We start from the raw sequence: 17467 nt of genomic DNA, 5'->3' as shown, positions 1-17467 counted from the left end.
AACTTATTTATACTCGCCAATACCACCGTAAGCATTAAGGCGGTTATAAAGTGTTTTAGTGCTAATTCCTAGCATTTGTGCGGCAAGTGTTTTATTCCCTTGTACCTTGTCGAGCGTTGCATGAATAAGCTCTTTTTCAACTTCTTCTATGGTTTGCCCAGCCGATACCGCGTTGTCAGTAGTTTGATTGTTCACACGTGAAAATGGCGACTCTAGATTATCTGGCAGTGTCACTTCGCCTGATTTCGGGTCACTCATGATAAAGGCACGGTGAATAGCATGGCGAATTTCACGCACATTGCCCGGCCACTCATAACTTTGCAGCTCTTTAAGCTGTGCAGCAGTCCAACTAAATGCGGTGCCATTCTCATCGTTTAGCTGTTCTAAAAATGCTTTTGCTAACAATGGAATATCGTCTTTTCGATCTCTTAAAGGCGGAATATCAATAGGAAACACTGCGAGTCTAAAGTAAATATCTTCACGAATAACGTTGTTTTGAGCCAAGTCTTCTAACGTTCGGTTAGTTGCAGAGATTACTCGACAATTGGTTGGAATTTCTTTATTGCCCCCTACACGCGTTACTTTTTTGGTTTCGAGAACGCGCAATAAATTAGGCTGCATATCAATTGGCATTTCGGTTACTTCATCTAAAAACAAAGTACCGTCGTTTGATTGCTCAAATACCCCTTCTTTACGCGCAATTGCACCTGTAAATGCGCCTTTTTCATGGCCAAATAATTCACTGCCAATCAACTCTTTCGAAAGTGCACCACAGTTACTAGCCACTAATGGGCCTTCGCACTGGCTTGCATTGTGTATTGCCTGAGCCACCACTTCTTTACCTGCGCCACTTTCGCCCATTAACATGACATTGGCATTTGTTTTAGCTACTCGCTCAATCATATTGTACAGTTTGTGCATTGGCTCTGACTCGCCAATTAAGCTGCCAAAATGACGCGTAATACCACTGGTTTTTGCCTTTTTAACGGCTACTTTTTTAGGGCCATTTAAAACAAGCTCTAAATCTTCGCGTTGAAGGGGTTTTAGAAGGTGCCCAATATTAGGCTCACACATATCAGCCAATATTCCCTTCACTGAAGGATGGCCCGATATGAGTGTAATTTTTGGAGACTGGCCAATTATTTTTAAATGGTCAAGCAAATGAAGTCCGCTTCCATCAGGTAACATGAAATCAAGTAACACATGATCAAAGGTATTATTTTCAAACCATTGGTGTGCTTCTTTTAAACTGGTTGCGGTGCTTATATTGTGGCCGAGGAATTCGACTATGTGGCAAACAACGTCACTAAATTCAACGTCATCATCTACTAAAAGTATGTTTAACATGATAAATCCCTGTTCTTTTTTTTTATTCTACGCATCCTAAGAACTAATTTAAAGGTGCGTATTGAGCTAATCTTTTAAAACTTTAATGATTTGTTGTTCCATAATATCAGCCTTCTATTTACGTAAGCTGAAAAAAAACGATCACAATAAAAATAATTTTTATTTGCAACTAATACTTATACCACTGATATACTCACTTTTTAATAGAAGGAGATGAAATGCAGCAATTAAAAACCCTAATCCACCCTGGTATTAATATAAACCAAGGCACTCATTTCACACGCATCACAGCGCGTGCCATAGTAATAAAAGATAATAAAATACTGCTTATGTACACCAATCGTTATGACGATTACAGCCTACCGGGCGGAGGTGTAGATGAAGGTGAAAGTATTGAAAAAGGCTTAATTCGCGAGCTAAATGAAGAAACCGGTGCGCAAAATATCACAGTAATTAAAGACTTCGGGCTCTACGAAGAATACCGCCCTTGGTATAAAGACGACTTTGATATTATTCATATAAAATCGTATTGCTATGTGTGTAGCATTGCCGATGAGTTTGGAAAAGCAAAATTAGAACACTACGAACAGCATAATGGCATGACTGCCAAGTGGGTAGACATAAACGATGCAATTGCACACAACGAGCGCACATTAGCAAATAGTGAAAAACAAGGCCTATCTATATTACGGGAGACGTACCTGCTCAAACAAATTGCACAAACACTTTTCTGACGCTATTTGTCCCCTTTACAAGTTTGTAAATTTTGCACTGACCAGTATTTTTTACCTTCCCTAATTTAAAAAATTATAAAAGAAAAAAGTAAAACAACAATTTAAAAACAAAATAGCTATTATTAATCAATAGGTTAATCTTGTATTATTCATAAGATTATCTTGGCCTTTGTTTTGCACCTACTTGCTTACATAAATTGTAAGGAGATAGGAATGAGCAATACAGTTAAAACGATTAATCCGGCAACTGAGCAAACCATCGATACCTACACGCTACTTTCTCAACATGAGGCTGAGCAAGTAATCGAAAAATCTCACGAAACATATTTAAAATGGCGTTTGACGTCGTTTGAAGAACGTGCAAAACATTTAAATGCCCTAGCAACACTTTTTGAAGAACAAAAAGAAGCCATTGCTAAATTAATGACCGAAGAAATGGGTAAAGTGTACGAGCAAGGTTTTCAAGAAGTTGAGTTGTGCGCGGGCATTTGCCGTTATACCGCTGAAAACGGCCCGCAAGTACTTGCAGATGAAGAGCGTGATATGGACGGCGGCCGCGCCATTATTAGTTACCAACCGACAGGCGTATTGTTAGGTATTCAACCTTGGAACTTTCCGCTTTATCAAGTTATACGTTACAGCGCGGCTAACATTATGGCCGGTAATACCACCGTTTTAAAACATGCGGGTAACGTATTTGGCATGGCTGAAAAAATTGAAGCCTTATTTAAACAAGCTGGTTTTCCTGAATACTGTTTTAGTAATTTATTAATTGATGGCAAAACGGCAAGCAGCCTAATTGCACACAAAGCAATTAGTGGCGTGACCTTCACTGGTAGTGATGCAACGGGTAAAAAAGTAGCTGAAGAAGCCGGTAAACATGTCAAAAAGACAGTACTAGAACTTGGCAGTAATGACGCTTACTTAGTGTTAGACGATGCTGATTTAGAACTAGCCGTTAAAACCTGCGTAATGGGCCGAATTATTAATAACGGCGAAACCTGTGTTTCTGCAAAACGCTTTGTAGTGGTTGAATCACTTTATGATGACTTTAAAGCACGCATTAAAGAACAATTTGAAGCGTTAAAAATGGGCGACCCAATGGCCGATGATACAGACCTTGGCCCAATGGCACGTGAAGACTTACGCGACGGTATACATGATCAGGTTATGCAATCGGTTAAAGCAGGTGCAAATATTGTAACGGGTGGTGAAATTCCATCGCAAACGGGTTACTACTACCCACCTACAATTGTTGATAACTTATCACCTGGCATGCCAGCTTACGATGATGAGTTATTTGGTCCCGTTGCTTCGCTAATTAAAGCAAAAGACAACGACGATGCCATGCGTATCGCCAACGACTCTCGCTATGGTTTAGGCGGTGGTATTTTTTCTAAAGATGAGAAAAAAGCCATCGAACTGGCTAAAAAGCACTTTGATACAGGTATGATCAACATTAACGGCTATGGCCTTGCACAGCCTAACCTACCGTTTGGTGGTGTTAAAGAAAGTGGCTACGGCCGAGAGCATGGTGGCTTTGGGATGCGCGAATTTGTAAATATTAAATGTATTATGGTTAATAGCTAATTTAGCTACACACGTGAAATACACGTATTAAAAGAGTATTAATACGTATTTTAAAAATATTATTAAGCCTAAAGCTGAGCAATCACCTTTAGGCTTTTTTATGGGCGAATCTCCATGGTTTTATGCACTAATAGATCCATCCTACAAGTGTATTTAAAGCCATAAACACAGTGAGAAAAATTAAGACAAAGCTGAATGTTGATATGTAAAAACACATACTTAGCTTAAATTTCAGACAGCAAGGTTTGACAGGTAGGAGTGATGAGCAAACGGTCAGCAAACTCGTTAGAGACGAAGGGCAGCTCTGTGCCATGAGCAGTCATTCATGATTAACTCGTTTCTGCCCCAAAACGAGTTTAGGCGACGGTCGCAAATGAGCGATAAGCGATCATTGAGATTGGATAAATTTTAAAAATAACCAATATAGCTTATAAATACAGAAATCCAGACGAATGAACATATCAATAGCGCAATTAATACTGCTGCGGAGCCTAAATCTTTAGCGAGACCTGACAATGGATGAATCTCTAAGCCAACTCTGTCTATTGTTGCTTCTATTGCTGTATTAACAACCTCTGCGAATATCACAAATAAAACAGAGATTAGTAGCATGACCTTTTCGTAAATACCTATCTGCCAAATCGAAATAATAGTTAGCGATAAAGCGAGTAAAAAAAGCTCTTGTTTAAAAGCGGCTTCATTTTTAGCAAGCCATTTAAATGCACGCTGTGAATTTTTAAAAGCTAAAACTACTCGATTAATACCTGACGGCTTATTTGCACTATCAAATTGCATTGGAAACTCTCTTTATAGACTTAGGGCCTTACAGGCGTTAAAAATATCGTATTCAGGTTGGTATTGACTGCTGCTTACTTGAGTTAAGCCAAGTAAAGTGTCAAAAATATTGTCGTGTGAAAATACTTTTGAGCGTTGTAACTCAATACAATGATTAAATTTAGAGTTAGCGAGTTTATTACTCCAAAAAATCATTGGAATATGGGTTTGCTCGCTTGGTGCTAATGCATATGGAAACCCGTGAAGGTATAAACCTTTCTCACCAAGTGACTCACCGTGATCTGACACATATAGGAGTGACTTCTTCGTTTCGTTACTTGTTTGTAATACTTTTATCAACTGGCTTAACACCTTGTCTGTGTATGCGATAGTATTATCATATGTGTTTGTTAGTTCAGTTGTACTACAGTTCTGAATATCGCTTCGAGAGCAATCAGGTTTAAACAAACTTTCGTGTTCAGGGTAACGACGATAATAAGTTGGTCCATGTGAGCCTATCATATGTAGAACAACCAATTTATGTTTAGCATTACTAGTCGCTATCTTGTCTGCTAGTTTCGTGACTAATATTTCATCAAAACAGTAATGACCATCACATAAAGGATGTTCTTTATTCGGCTCAATGTTGTTTGACTTAATGCGAGCACACACTCCTTTACAGCTGCTGTTATTATCAATCCATGTTACTTCAACACCACTACGTTGAATTATGTCTAGAGCATTTTCTTGACTACTAGCAAGCCGAGAATCATATTCTTTGCGGTTCAGTCGTGAAAACATACAAGGGACTGAAATAGCCGTCGCCGTTCCACATGATGAAACATCACTAAAATACTTTACGCCTAACTTGGGAGTATAAGCATTCGTTGCTCTACTATAGCCTTGTAGTGAAAAGTTAGCCGCCCGAGCAGTTTCCCCGACAACTATTACAGTTAGCGAGGTGCTCGTTTTATTTTTTAAAGTGGGCAAATTATCGAGTACCTTGAAAGGTAATGGTGGATAAAAGTAATTATCCCTCAAGTATTTATAACCCGCTGTATAGAATGCAAACGGGGTGATATAACTTGTTAGCTGTCGGTTGTTGCGGCCAACAGAAGCGTACTCTTTGTAAAAGGGTACAGCGATTAAGGCACAACAGAGCAAAGCTGATAGATTTAGCTTCGTAAAACTTTTTAAACGTGCTCTAAAACTCCCAATAACTGTGAACTTGGAAAATAAGTAAGTAGGTACAACTCCCAATAAAAAAATAAATAACACAAGCTGAAAGTTTAAGTATGAAAATGCTTCACCTGAATTTGTTTCAACAATATTTTGTAACATGCTCTTGTCAAAAATAACGCCATAATTAAGTGTTGAATAAAACAACAATGAGCAAACTAAAACACTAAATAGAAGTATAGGTTTAACAAAAGTAATTAAGGACAACCAACTTAAAACTAAAACAGTCAATGAGAATAGCAATACAGGGATCGACGCGATAAAAAGCCAATTTATATGCCCTGACTGTGTTGCAGCCATAAAAGTATTGTATAAAAACAAGCCATTAAATGCGATAACGATATACATTGAAACTAAGCAAACAAATTGGCTGTAACTTACTTGCCAAGACGAAATACAAAATCTTTTAAAAGCAATTTTCATAGTTACTCCTTATCACTACTTTTATCAGCTAAACGATAAAGCTGCTCGGTGTAAGCTAAGTTGCTAAATAACACATGAGCGAGTGCTTTTTCAGCCAACGTTTGATCAACGTTTAGCTGTTCATTTTTTTCTTGTATTTTGGTTTGTTTGTTATAGCGCCAATAGCTGGTTTGTTGATTTGGCATTAGGATGACAGCGCGATCATTTTCTAGGTATGCAAAATTGTCGTAGTACTGCATCATTGCGCGTTCAACGGGATAACTTTTAGTTAGATCAAAGCCCAGCATAGGGGTTGCTTGGTCAATTCCTAAAAGTGACATCAAAGTAACAGGTAGATCAATTTGACTAACGAGTCTTGGATCGCGTTTACTTTTCATACCGCTGTTTAAAATAACAGCGGGTATATGAAAAGACTTCAAAGGGACAGGTTCAGAGCCAAAAACACGCACATCATGGTCTGCCACAACCAAAAATACGGTGTTTTCCCAGTACGACCGTGTTTTTGCTTTATTTATAAATTTCCCTAGTGCGTAATCGGCATACTTAATTGCAAGATCACGCTTATAGTTTTCAGGGTTATGTCCTTTGGGTAGCGATACTTTGCCTTGTGGTATATCAAACGGATCGTGATTACTAGAAGTAAATACAAGACTAAAAAATGGCTCTGTCGAATTACTTAATTTAGTTAGTTCTTTATCTGCTTGATTGAATAAGTCCTCATCACTTACACCCCAAGAGGAGATAAACTGGGGATTTTCAATATGGTTGATGTCAACAATATCGTTAAACCCGTTTCCTAAAAAAAAGCTTTTCATATTGTCAAAATGGCTTTCACCGCCGTAGATAAACTGTGTTTTGTAACCTTCTTTACTCAATACATCCGCTAGTGAAAAAAAGTTATGCTGCGATTTAGATAGTTTAACTACTGAGCGAGATGGTGATGGTGTAAAACCTGTGGTAATTGCTTCAATACCTCTTACGGATCGCGTGCCCGTAGCATAAAGGTTGTCAAACCCCCACCCTTGTTGATATAGCTTATCAAGTTCAGGCGTAATATCTAACCCACCAAGTTCTCCAACAAATCGGGCACCTAAACTTTCCTCAAGTATTATAACTAAGTTTTTTTTAACACCAGACACAAAAGGCTTGTTGTGCGCCAAGGTTGGAATATTTCCAGCGACAAACTGTTTTCGATAAGAAGCCTTTTTGACCGTATCTATAATTTGTTGACGAGGCATTGTGCCATACAAATTACTGGCACTTTTTTCGTTACCCATGTTTTTCAGCGCAAACGCAACACTGTAAGTGGAGTTAAGAACAAGTGAGTTTACTAGTGAATCTTGAGAAAAATAGACTAATGCAGGGTTAAGCGGTCGGTGATTTAATGTACCTCTAGCAGCAAATAAGCAGATTATTAAAGCAGCCATTAGAATGGGTAAATTGGATGCTTTTTTCAGCGACTGTGGTTGTGTGAATGCTCTACATAAAAAGCGATAGCTATAAACGCTTGTTAACGTAGCCAAAAGCAATGTACTTAGCATTGCAAAAAGATGGCCATGCACTAACATTGAGAAGACTTCTTGTGGGTAATCAAGGTATTCAATATATAATCGGTTAGGCCTTACATCATATTGATTGATGAATGCAGGTGTTGATGCTTCAACAATAACAACTACAGTTACAACGCTGCTACCGTAAAGTGTAAAAATACGCTGGAAAAGCTCTGTTTTAGGGCGTGCAACTACATGAAGTATCAGTATAAAAACCCCAATAGTTGCTAAGTATCCAATGCTACTTAAGTCTATTCTGATTGCTCCTGATATGATCGGCCAAATATCACCATCATTTAATCTTGAATGTTGCCAAAACAATAAAGCAATGCGGGAAGTTATAAAGATTGATATCAATATAATAGTAAAACGCAACATGGGTTTTAAAACGAAAGTATTTGCTGTCATAGTTGTGCTCGATCTTAATAATTGCAGCAATACTAAAAACCGAAACTTAAGAAATCCTGAGTCTAAACTTAATATTGGCTAAACTATGGAAACTTAAGCAAGTCTTAAGTAAAACTTAAGCTATATGGCGTAACCTAATGATGAAGATGCATTTCAGGTGAATGAGTAACACATGAAGTTATTAATAATTGAAGATTCAGCGTCACTAAGGCGTAGTTTACGAATTGGCTTAGCAAATCTAGGCTTTGCGGTTGATGACACCGGTGATGGTGCACAAGGGCTGAGTATGGCGATGACAGGTGAGTATGAGCTTATAATACTTGATATTATGTTACCGAGTATCGATGGTATTACTTTATTGCAAACCATAAGAACCAAACAGCTTGATTCTAAAGTCTTAATTTTGTCAGCTAAGCAAGAACCTGAAGACCGTGTTTTAGGGCTTTTAACAGGAGCGGATGATTATCTGACTAAACCCTTTTCATTTGATGAGCTCCACGCTCGACTGCTAAATTTAATGCGCCGTGGAGGATTGAAGATGATGAGTGATATCATAACTATTGATAATTTAGCACTGAATTTACAGTTAAAACTGCTAAAAGTTGCTGACAATGTTATTGACTTAACACCCAACGAGTACAAAATTGTCGAATGTTTATTTAGCAATCAAAATAAAGTGTTTAGTGCAGAAAAGCTAAGTACCTACCTTGCAGGGCAATATGATTTGATATCAAAGAACTCGATTGAAGCCCATTTATCATCTGCTCGCAAAAAAGTAAGAGTTGCAGGAGGGGAGCTGCCAATTCAGACCAAACGTGGTTTTGGTTATATTGTACAAGGACAATAATGAAATCTATTCGCAGTAAATTAGTTGTTACACTCTCGGTAACTATAACTAGCTTTGTTTTATGCATTTTGTTGGCAACCGACATTGCTGTTGATAGTTGGATAGATAATGAGTTTGATCGCAGCCTGCAATCCAAAGCCGGTATGTTAATGACCTTAGTACATAAAACTAATGAAGGTTTTTCGTTTAACTTTTCTAGTGAGTTTTTGCCCGAGTTCGAAGGGGAAATAGAGCCTGAGTACTTTCAATTATGGAGCAAAGAAAGTGTTTTTACCCGCTCAAAAAGTTTAGATTTATTTGAAGTTAAAAACCTACCATATGAAAGCTTAGAAATTGGCGAGTCAAAAATACTCCCTATACAATTAGCTGATGGCCGAGATGGTCGGGTGTTTTATAGTCGTTTTATACCACAAGAAAAAGACAATACATCAGTAGACACATATAAAAAAACAAATGATGAGCCACTGACTTTAGCTTATGCAGCGTCTTCTGAGGAAGTTGATTTTGTACTTTGGTTGATTGACGTTATTTTTATAGTCACCATAATTACAGTTATTGTATTTATTCGATTATTTGTCAGGAAGGCGATAGATACATCACTTGCGCCATTAATTAAACTCAACCAAGATATTAGTCAGTTAAGTATTACCAGTGAATGCTCACAGATATTTATACAAGAGCCAGTTAAAGAGCTCTTGCCTATTGTTGAAAGCTTAAATGCTTTTATTAAAGAGAATAGACAACTTTACCTAAGGGAAAAGCGACTTACATCCGATATTGCCCATGAAATAAAAACGCCCATTGCCGAACTTATAAATATGGCAGAAGTTGCTATCAGGTTTCCAAATGAGATTGAGCTCAATGAGGATTTTAAGCCTGAAGCGTTGAAAATAAGTTTACGGCTTAAAAATATCGTGTCGAACTTATTGCTATTACATAAATACAGTAATGGTAAGCTAATCAAACAAGATGCTTGTGATTTAAATCAAGTCATTACCAGAGTCTTAGAAAACACTGATTTATCGCGTGTAAATTTGGAGTTGAATGAGAATGCACCAGCAATTATAAGCAACTTGTTTGCCCTCGAATCAATTATTAGCAATTTAGTTAACAACGCTAAACAATACAGCCCACTAAATTCAAAAATTTTAGTTTCGACAATGATTTCAAAAGAAAAACTTTTATTTTTGTCAGTTACTAACTTCCTTATTGAACCTTTGAGTGATAATGATATAGACCAATTATTTGACCCTTTATGGCAAAAAGACACTTCAAGAACATCGAATGATAACTTTGGATTGGGGTTATCAATCGCTAAAACGCTTAGTAAAGCAATTGATGCGCAATTAAGTGCAGAAGTTAGTGACAGAAAAATCACATTCTCTTTAGCCTTAAACACGGATTAGTTTATTTAGCCCTACATAGAAATAAAGGCTGGGGAATGCAATTATGTGATGAGGCTCCTAAATACTTAATTGTACTGGCAGCTATCAAACAATCAACTCCGTTTCTGCGGCTTAGCAGGGTGTTGTTATCACTATACATTTTACAGATCCGTCCTTCGGCTCTAACTCGTTTTTGCCCCTAAACGAGTCTAGACAAAAAGTTACCCTACCTTGTGCAATCAAAGTTCACCATAGAAAAATAACGGATAAAGTAAAAAACACAAAAGACCACCCGTGGGTGGTTTGACTTTTGCTACGCACTGTATCGTTTGTAATCATACACACAGAGTAATCTGCGATAGCCCGTTCCCTTTTTATCTGGCATTGTTTTCAAAAAGCTCTCAACTTCATCAAGTGAAATTTTGTCATTCCAAGTTGACCACATAATCGCATTCAACTCATTTGGCCTTGTTACACCTTCATCATCAAAAATTTCTTGTAACGTAGTGTGCTTTGTTTCAACAGTTGCTGGTTGAGAAGCAAGGTAATCATTTATTTTGCGAGCCTGTTGCTCTTTTAAAGTTGCCGCCTTTCTTAAATCTCGGTAAATAGTGTCAAAAGCATAGATTGGAAACCACTGCTGTACTGATATGTTAATATTATCAATGAGCTTAATTAGGTTGTGGTTAGACTCTTCGACAATATCAAAGTACTCAGAGTTGAAACTTGATGAGTTCTTATGCTCATAGGAAATGGATTTCGCTGAACCGATTACTAAAATTTTGTCACTATTACTTAGGGCATCGATATCTTCAGTGATGTTAACTTTGATGCTTGTCCCGTCATCACTTGCACCTGAATAGATGTCCTTAACAATGCTCTGAACCTTTCTGATATCCATTGCTGATACAGGTAAGCTAAGGTTAGAAAGTGATTTGTAGATTTCCTTGAAATCATCCGTTTTCAACTTATTTATTCTAATAGTTGAAAACCCATGTAAATCAATGTCATGAGCAGATATTTCGTGTGACATTGATCCATTTTCATATTCAACTAATAGAAAGTTGTTGCGAATTCGTTCCGCATCTTCAGAGTTCGGTTCCACATAAGTAAAAATGGTTTTTAATAAGCTCTTGATGTTTTCATCACCAATACCATAGCCAAGGAAAGTAATTGGGTTATGGATGAAAATAGAGAGTAATTGTGCTCGAATAAGCTCATACTTTTCATCAAACTGATTATAATCTTCTTCTGTAATAATGATTTTTAGAGGGATCAACGCAACAACCATGAATCTTATAGACTGAGCCATAAGGGTTACTCAGTAAAATGTCATTGCCTACAAGCTCTTCAAATCCAAACAAGTCTTCAATTAAACTATCGTAGTTAGTCGTAATCACTGAGCCTATATTCTTACGAATTTTCTTTAATTCACTCAGCTCATCGAACATATCTTCTTTGTAGTTCAGTTGCTTTACTAACTGAGATATGTAGATTTTGAAACGACTAAGATAATTTTCAGTCTCCATCTCGTGATAGAAAACATCGTTGATATCTTTAAACTTGCCGTGTCTATCTTGACCCAAGACTTTATTGAACTCCTGTTCCAGCTTGGTTGCAACTTTTGTGTAATCGTACTTTCCGTTTTCTCGACTTTCAGCCTTAATATCAAGATAGAACTCATTGTTACCTTTGAGTTCAAACGCAATGTGTTTTAATAAGCCATCCCACGTAAATGCATTATTGAGGTAGCGAAGGCCGATACCTGCTCCAACGAATAAAACAGGGTGGTTGCGGTATTGCCCAATGAATTCTTCTATATTCATCTTTAGCCCAGTCAACTAATGTTATAGACACTTTAGCACTTTCAAACGGTTACACAAAATCGTAATCACTAAATAGTCACTCAGAGTTTGATTTTGATGGAGCCTTTCCTAAACAATCTCGTGTGTCTTTTGATTGGTTTTGAGCAACCTCACCTTATCCGAGGTCAGCAGTTTAGAGCTAAAAATCTAACGCGTTTCTGTCCAAAAATGAGTTTGATCGACCGTCTGCTTCTCGCTCATACCCGAATTCTTTTGTAGCGGGCTAAGCTTAAAACTCCATAAACACCGGAGTACAACTAATGCATCAGTTAACAATATATCAGCCTAAAGAGCCTTGGAATAAAAATAAGCTTGTAGGACAAAAGTTACCTCTGAAATTACAGCAAATATGGGCTATCCGAATACGACTAGAACTTTTTCATAAAATAAGAGATCTAGCACTATTTAACCTAGCCATAGATAGCAAACTAAGAGGATGTGACTTAGTTTCACTAAAAGTTAACGACATCGCACATGGTAAAACAATCCAATCAAGGGCAATAGTCGTTCAAAAAAAAACTGGTATGCCTGTTCAATTTGAAATTACTGGAAATACAAGGATCTCAATTGTGGCGCTCATAGAGCAATTTAGTCTCAATTCTTATGATTACTTGTTTAAATCACGAGTTCATTCTTCTGCACACCTCTCAACCCGTCAATATGGACGTATAGTTGACTCTTGGGTCACCTCAATTGGGTTAGATAAGACTCAATATGGTACTCATTCAATGAGACGTACCAAACCATCACTAATTTACAAAAAAACTAAAAATTTAAGAGCCTGTCAGCTTCTACTTGGCCATAGAAAACTAGAGAGCACTGTCAGATACTTGGGAATAGAAGTTGATGATGCGTTAGAAGTATCAGAACAGATCGATGCTTAAATTTGAAGCTAAGCCAGACTCGAAGTTAGAGTCTGGCACGTGCCAATAGCACTCATAGCAACTTGTTGACTTGCTTTAGTTAGCAGTAAGCGGTCTGTTTGTTCACTTTGACAATTTCTGTTTCTAAAATTAAATGGTCCTTAATCTAACTTCTTATCAAGTAATTTTAGTGAGAGTGGTACAACAACATAAGAAATTAATGGCACAATAATACCTACAGCTACGATAACGTTGAGCAACTTATTATCTGTTACATACCGCCCAATAAAATCAGGGATAAAATAAACCAAAGGTATGAGCGCTAAGAATGAAATCAGCGCTATGATATGTTGATTAGGTTTTTTTACATTATTCATAGTCAATACATTTATCAAGAATTTTAAATAACGGCCGTACTCACATACGGCCAAATAGTTTTAGTTCTGGCCACTGGCCTGAAGGAAACTGTTATACACCCAACGATAGCTTGTATGTTCGCCCAACACGCCGCCGAGCGCTATGCCATGCTCGCTTCGCCAGTCATCCATCACTTCCGCTAATACAGATGCCCATGTGACCACTTTCACACCAGCTTGTGTCATTCGATGCATAGCAGCATCAGTTACAGCTTTATTCCAAGTGCCAGAAGCATCAACAACGGCATATACATCGTACCCCTCAGCAACGGCTGATATGGCTGGAAATAGTAAACAAACATCAGTCACAATACCTGCCATGATAATTTTCTTTCGGCCAGTGGCTTTAATGGCTTGTTTAAACTCAGGGCTTTTCCATGCATTAATCTCACCAGCACGCTCTATTATATCATCGCCTAAAATATCAGTAATTTCAGTCATGATAGGCCCGTTAGGTCCATCAGGCATACTGGCAGTAATAATGGATGGCATGCCCACGGTTTTTGCTAATGAACACAACCCCTTGATATTTTGTGTCATCAAATGCGGATCTTGGTCTCTACAACTAACCAATAAGCCTGTTTGATGGTCTATCATTGCCAAAACGGCGTTATCTATAGTTAGCATTTCAGTAAACTTATTCATTTCTTTCTCCTGATGGTTTGTAATTATTGATGTACGACTATCATGCTAAGTGGCGTAATTGCTTTTACTTCAGCATCAATGCTTCGAATTAGGTCGCCGTCTTGAACAGCCTGTCTGTCATTGGCTTCAGTAAATTCAGCGCTTCCATCTGTTACGTATACCAAAGACTCATTTGGTAATTGAATGCTTTTGCCGACATCAAGTTTTATGATGTCGATAATTGTCGAGCTATTGAATGTGTCGGACTGCTCTTTGCTCCCCCCATAGATGCGTGTTACACCTTGAGCTTTTGGCGAGTAATATTTGTAACCCGCTGGTTGGCCCTTCTCTTCAGGCAATGCCCATAGTTGTATCATTCGATTTCTTTGGCTGTCGGGGTTGATTTCATTATGCGAAAAGCCCTCTCCACCAGCCCGCTGCACCTGCACATCCCCCTTTTCAAGACCTTGACCGTTTTCCAACGATCCTTCGTGGCTAACTTGACCATCAATCATCACCGAAATTACATCAATCTCCATATGCGAATGCATACCTGTTTCACCATGTGGGTTAAACTGTGCATCAGCCAAATAAACAAAATTGCCTAAGCCTTCTGATGTTTCAGGTGATTTGCGTTGCCCAAAAAGCTGTGTGTCTGTCACTAATCGATGTTCGCGTAAACCTGCAAAACCTCCCAAAGTGAGGGTGTTTTTTGAAAGTATATGCATTTCATACTCCTGTCATATCTGTTAATAAAGCAATCATAGGCGCTATTTACTGTTTTATATATAAGGGCTTTTTGATAAGATAATTCCACTTTCAACAACAATTAGAAATTATATGAATTATGATGTGGATGACCTGTTAGTTTTCCTTGCAGTGGTTGAGGCTGGTAGTTTTACTGTTGGTGCTAAACGTTTAGGCATACCTAAAGCTAATGTTAGTCGCAAGGTATCTCGGTTGGAGCAAAAATTAGGGGTGACACTGCTTGAAAGGTCAACACGCTCACAAAATTTAACAGAGGTAGGTACACGCTTTCTAACACATTGCAAACGCATTCGTGAGGAAATCGATTTAGCTGATGCTACCGTTTCTGAAATACTTCACAGTTATAAAGGCACGATAAGAATTGGCGCATCGGTTACTATAGGTCAGCAAATCATCAAACCGGTTATCTCTTCATTTTTACGCAAATACCCCGATATCAATATAGAACTAAGTTTAGCTAATCACCAAGTTGATCTTATTGAAGAGGGCTTTGATCTTTTAATTCGGATTGGTGACTTAGATGATTCACGTTTAATTGGTAAACGATTAGGAAGTGCTCAAAGAAAATTCTATGCAAGCCCTTCCTATTTAAAGCTTAACAATGAGCCCAAAGAAATTGGTGAGCTGTGTAATCATCACTTATTGTTAATGCGTATGCTTGGTAGCGATAATAAGGTAGAGCTTATATCAAAGGAAAAAAAAGAAATAGTTCAGCTAAATCCAAGGCTTGCTGTTGATGATTTTTCTGTCGTAAAGCAGGCGACTATTGACGGTGAAGGTATTTCACTCTTACCCAGCTATATGTGTAAAAAAGCAATCAGCAATGCAGAATTAATCAACATCCTTCCCAAATGGGGTATGAGTGATATCGATGTTTATGTGCTATATCCAAAGCATCGCGCAAAGATACCTAAAGTGAAAGCTTTTCTTAACTTTACAACAGATACTTTTTTAAAAAAATTATCACGCTGAAGGACTGCTTTGACAGTACATTTTTCTTTGAAGGTATCATTACTGAGTGATGGTTATGTGCTGAGCTGACGCTCATAAACTTAGTCACTTTTTATATGCGTTTCTCAACTTTCCAAGGAAAATTTAAGCAGGTTTTCACCTGCCCAGTAAAGTTGGATTTTATTACCAGGCGGATCTTTAAGTATTGCTTCTTTCCACAGGTACCGTTGCTCTGTCGGCTGTTGTTCAAACTGAAAACCTTTTTTTGTCAACTCAGTACACAGTTCATCAAGTTTTTCATGCTCGAAGTAAATCACAGAACTGTTTTCAAATTCACTGGATTCGAGTGGTAAGGAAAAAGTAGAATTCCCATCTGGGAAAGAAAACTTGTGTAATGGGGCGGATCGACAATTTGAGTGAAGCCGAGTTTTAGATAAAAGTTAGCAGCAACATCCATATCTTTTACTGGTAAGGTAACCTGGTTAAATTTCATTCAAACTCCTAGCGTATAACTTTTCAATAACGAGCGCAAACACCTAAGCCGCCCTGCGTGTATGCGTCCCTGTGAACGTAGTGAGCGAGCTTATTAAGTTGTTATGCATGTTTATATACAGAGTGAGTTGTGTTTTTAAAAAAGTTTAAGGTGATAAAGACCCCCCAAAAGTTAAACTAGCCACACCGCACAAATAATTTAAGTCATAGATTATCGTTTCCATTCGCCTCTCACTGACGAAAAAAACATAACACGAGGAAATTATGTAAAGTAAAGCTATAACAGAGCTCCTAATTTTATATGAAATCTTTTACGTGTTAAAAGCAGCGAGCGGCGATGCTACTGAAAAAATACACTTGAAAATGCTCCGATGTAATAAGCTGAACCTTGGAATTGATAATCTAATTATTCATTTCGTAACATGACAAAAAGGGATATGAAACCGATTAATTCGGCTAGAGCTGGTCCACAAAATAATCCAAAGATTAAAATTTTAAGAGCACTGATCACTACACCTCCTTCTAAATGTATAACAACTTTATCAGAGGGCACTTTGTTGTGGTCAACTAATTCCGGACAGTAAATTAAGTTTTTCTTCTGCTATAGCAGGGGCAACCATTTGGTTGTGGCTATGTGGCCTGCGCCAGTTATAATAATTCATTAAATAATAGCTAATATCTTTTTCAGCTTCTTGGTAATTACTATAACCTAACGAAGGAACCCATTCCGTTTTTAAGCTTCTAAATAGGCGCTCCATCGGGGCATTATCCCAGCAATTTCCTCGGCGGCTCATACTTTGTTCTATACGGTAACGCCACAGCCTTTGTTGAAACCTTTTTGCGCTGTACTGACTGCCTTGGTCTGAATGAAACATAAGCCCAAGTGGCTTGCCTCGTTGCTCGTATGCTCTATCTAATGCTTTAATAACTAAGTCAGTATCAGGCTTATCTGACATTGCCCAGCCAACCACACGACGAGCAAATAAGTCGATAATAACAGCTAGATAAGACCATTTATTACCTGTCCAAATATACGTAATATCCCCACACCAAACTTGGTTTGGGCCATCAACGTCAAACTCACGGTTAAGTATGTTTGGAATATCTAGCCGCTCCACCGTCGCTAATTTATATGAATGAGGCCCTGGTTGTTTGCATACCAATCCCAAGTCACGCATGATGCGGCGTACC

Annotated in this window: 16 protein-coding genes and 1 pseudogene; 6 read left to right on the top strand and 11 right to left on the bottom strand. The window is 38.0% G+C overall.

Going from position 1 to position 17467, the window contains the following annotated elements; genetic code table 11:
* Window positions 1-3: 3 nt before the first annotated feature.
* Complete coding sequence (locus ATS76_RS06885; RefSeq protein ID WP_058551571.1) at window positions 4-1347, bottom strand: sigma-54-dependent transcriptional regulator; 1344 nt, start codon at window positions 1345-1347, stop codon at window positions 4-6.
* 218 nt (window positions 1348-1565) lie between these two features.
* Here ATS76_RS06885 and ATS76_RS06880 point away from each other — a divergent pair, with 218 nt between their 5' ends.
* Window positions 1566-2081, top strand: a complete 516-nt coding sequence (locus tag ATS76_RS06880; protein ID WP_058551570.1) for an NUDIX hydrolase — start codon at window positions 1566-1568, stop codon at window positions 2079-2081.
* A 213-nt stretch (window positions 2082-2294) separates the two neighbouring features.
* Window positions 2295-3671 (top strand): NAD-dependent succinate-semialdehyde dehydrogenase, encoded by a 1377-nt coding sequence (locus ATS76_RS06875; RefSeq protein ID WP_058551569.1) that lies wholly within the window; start codon window positions 2295-2297, stop codon window positions 3669-3671.
* Window positions 3672-4079: 408 nt separating this feature from the next.
* Here the strand turns inward: ATS76_RS06875 and ATS76_RS06870 are convergent, their stop codons facing one another.
* The 3 genes from ATS76_RS06870 to ATS76_RS06860 are packed head-to-tail and all read right to left on the bottom strand — an operon-like array spanning window position 4080 to window position 8065.
* The gene (locus ATS76_RS06870; RefSeq protein WP_058551568.1) at window positions 4080-4466 is read right to left on the bottom strand and encodes a diacylglycerol kinase; all 387 of its coding nucleotides are present in this window, start codon (window positions 4464-4466) and stop codon (window positions 4080-4082) included.
* Between the two features lie 12 nt (window positions 4467-4478).
* Window positions 4479-6107, bottom strand: a complete 1629-nt coding sequence (locus ATS76_RS06865; protein ID WP_058551567.1) for a phosphoethanolamine transferase — start codon at window positions 6105-6107, stop codon at window positions 4479-4481.
* 2 nt (window positions 6108-6109) lie between these two features.
* Window positions 6110-8065, bottom strand: a complete 1956-nt coding sequence (locus ATS76_RS06860) for an LTA synthase family protein (protein ID WP_058551566.1) — start codon at window positions 8063-8065, stop codon at window positions 6110-6112.
* A 172-nt stretch (window positions 8066-8237) separates the two neighbouring features.
* Here ATS76_RS06860 and ATS76_RS06855 point away from each other — a divergent pair, with 172 nt between their 5' ends.
* Together ATS76_RS06855 and ATS76_RS06850 are read left to right on the top strand one after the other, a co-directional pair.
* Entirely contained in the window at window positions 8238-8912 is a 675-nt protein-coding gene (locus ATS76_RS06855; RefSeq protein WP_058429029.1) for a response regulator transcription factor, read from the top strand.
* Complete coding sequence (locus tag ATS76_RS06850) at window positions 8912-10318, top strand: sensor histidine kinase (protein WP_058551565.1); 1407 nt, start codon at window positions 8912-8914, stop codon at window positions 10316-10318. The genes ATS76_RS06855 and ATS76_RS06850 overlap by 1 nt, the downstream gene beginning before the upstream one ends.
* A gap of 292 nt (window positions 10319-10610) precedes the next feature.
* On the opposite strand, the gene ATS76_RS06845 is transcribed toward ATS76_RS06850, so the two are convergent.
* Together ATS76_RS06845 and ATS76_RS19275 are read right to left on the bottom strand one after the other, a co-directional pair.
* Entirely contained in the window at window positions 10611-11609 is a 999-nt protein-coding gene (locus tag ATS76_RS06845) for an SIR2 family protein (RefSeq protein WP_201023495.1), read from the bottom strand.
* On the bottom strand, window positions 11536-12123 hold the full coding sequence (locus ATS76_RS19275) for a hypothetical protein (protein ID WP_201023494.1): 588 nt from the start codon (window positions 12121-12123) through the stop codon (window positions 11536-11538). Before ATS76_RS19275 ends, ATS76_RS06845 begins: the two co-directional genes overlap by 74 nt.
* A gap of 299 nt (window positions 12124-12422) precedes the next feature.
* Between ATS76_RS19275 and ATS76_RS06840 the strand changes: the two genes are divergently transcribed.
* Window positions 12423-13046 (top strand): tyrosine-type recombinase/integrase, encoded by a 624-nt coding sequence (locus ATS76_RS06840; protein ID WP_010552962.1) that lies wholly within the window; start codon window positions 12423-12425, stop codon window positions 13044-13046.
* 140 nt (window positions 13047-13186) lie between these two features.
* Here ATS76_RS06840 and ATS76_RS06835 read toward each other — a convergent pair whose 3' ends face one another.
* The 3 genes from ATS76_RS06835 to ATS76_RS06825 are packed head-to-tail and all read right to left on the bottom strand — an operon-like array spanning window position 13187 to window position 14793.
* The gene (locus ATS76_RS06835; RefSeq protein ID WP_058551564.1) at window positions 13187-13402 is read right to left on the bottom strand and encodes a hypothetical protein; all 216 of its coding nucleotides are present in this window, start codon (window positions 13400-13402) and stop codon (window positions 13187-13189) included.
* A gap of 60 nt (window positions 13403-13462) precedes the next feature.
* Window positions 13463-14086: an isochorismatase family protein gene (locus ATS76_RS06830; RefSeq protein WP_058551563.1), complete on the bottom strand. Its 624-nt coding sequence runs from the start codon at window positions 14084-14086 to the stop codon at window positions 13463-13465.
* 23 nt (window positions 14087-14109) lie between these two features.
* Window positions 14110-14793: a pirin family protein gene (locus tag ATS76_RS06825; protein WP_058551562.1), complete on the bottom strand. Its 684-nt coding sequence runs from the start codon at window positions 14791-14793 to the stop codon at window positions 14110-14112.
* A 112-nt stretch (window positions 14794-14905) separates the two neighbouring features.
* Here ATS76_RS06825 and ATS76_RS06820 point away from each other — a divergent pair, with 112 nt between their 5' ends.
* Window positions 14906-15805 (top strand): LysR family transcriptional regulator, encoded by a 900-nt coding sequence (locus ATS76_RS06820; protein WP_058551561.1) that lies wholly within the window; start codon window positions 14906-14908, stop codon window positions 15803-15805.
* 104 nt (window positions 15806-15909) lie between these two features.
* Here the strand turns inward: ATS76_RS06820 and ATS76_RS19390 are convergent.
* Together ATS76_RS19390 and ATS76_RS06810 are read right to left on the bottom strand one after the other, a co-directional pair.
* Window positions 15910-16241: pseudogene (locus tag ATS76_RS19390) on the bottom strand (VOC family protein).
* A 598-nt stretch (window positions 16242-16839) separates the two neighbouring features.
* Window positions 16840-17467: IS3 family transposase (locus tag ATS76_RS06810; protein WP_058551560.1), on the bottom strand; the 628-nt coding region annotated here is incomplete at its 5' end.

Origin of the sequence: Pseudoalteromonas sp. 10-33 (assembly GCF_001469195.1) — a bacterium.
Classification (GTDB): Bacteria; Pseudomonadota; Gammaproteobacteria; order Enterobacterales; family Alteromonadaceae; genus Pseudoalteromonas.
This window is presented reverse-complemented; position numbering and strand designations above follow the sequence as displayed.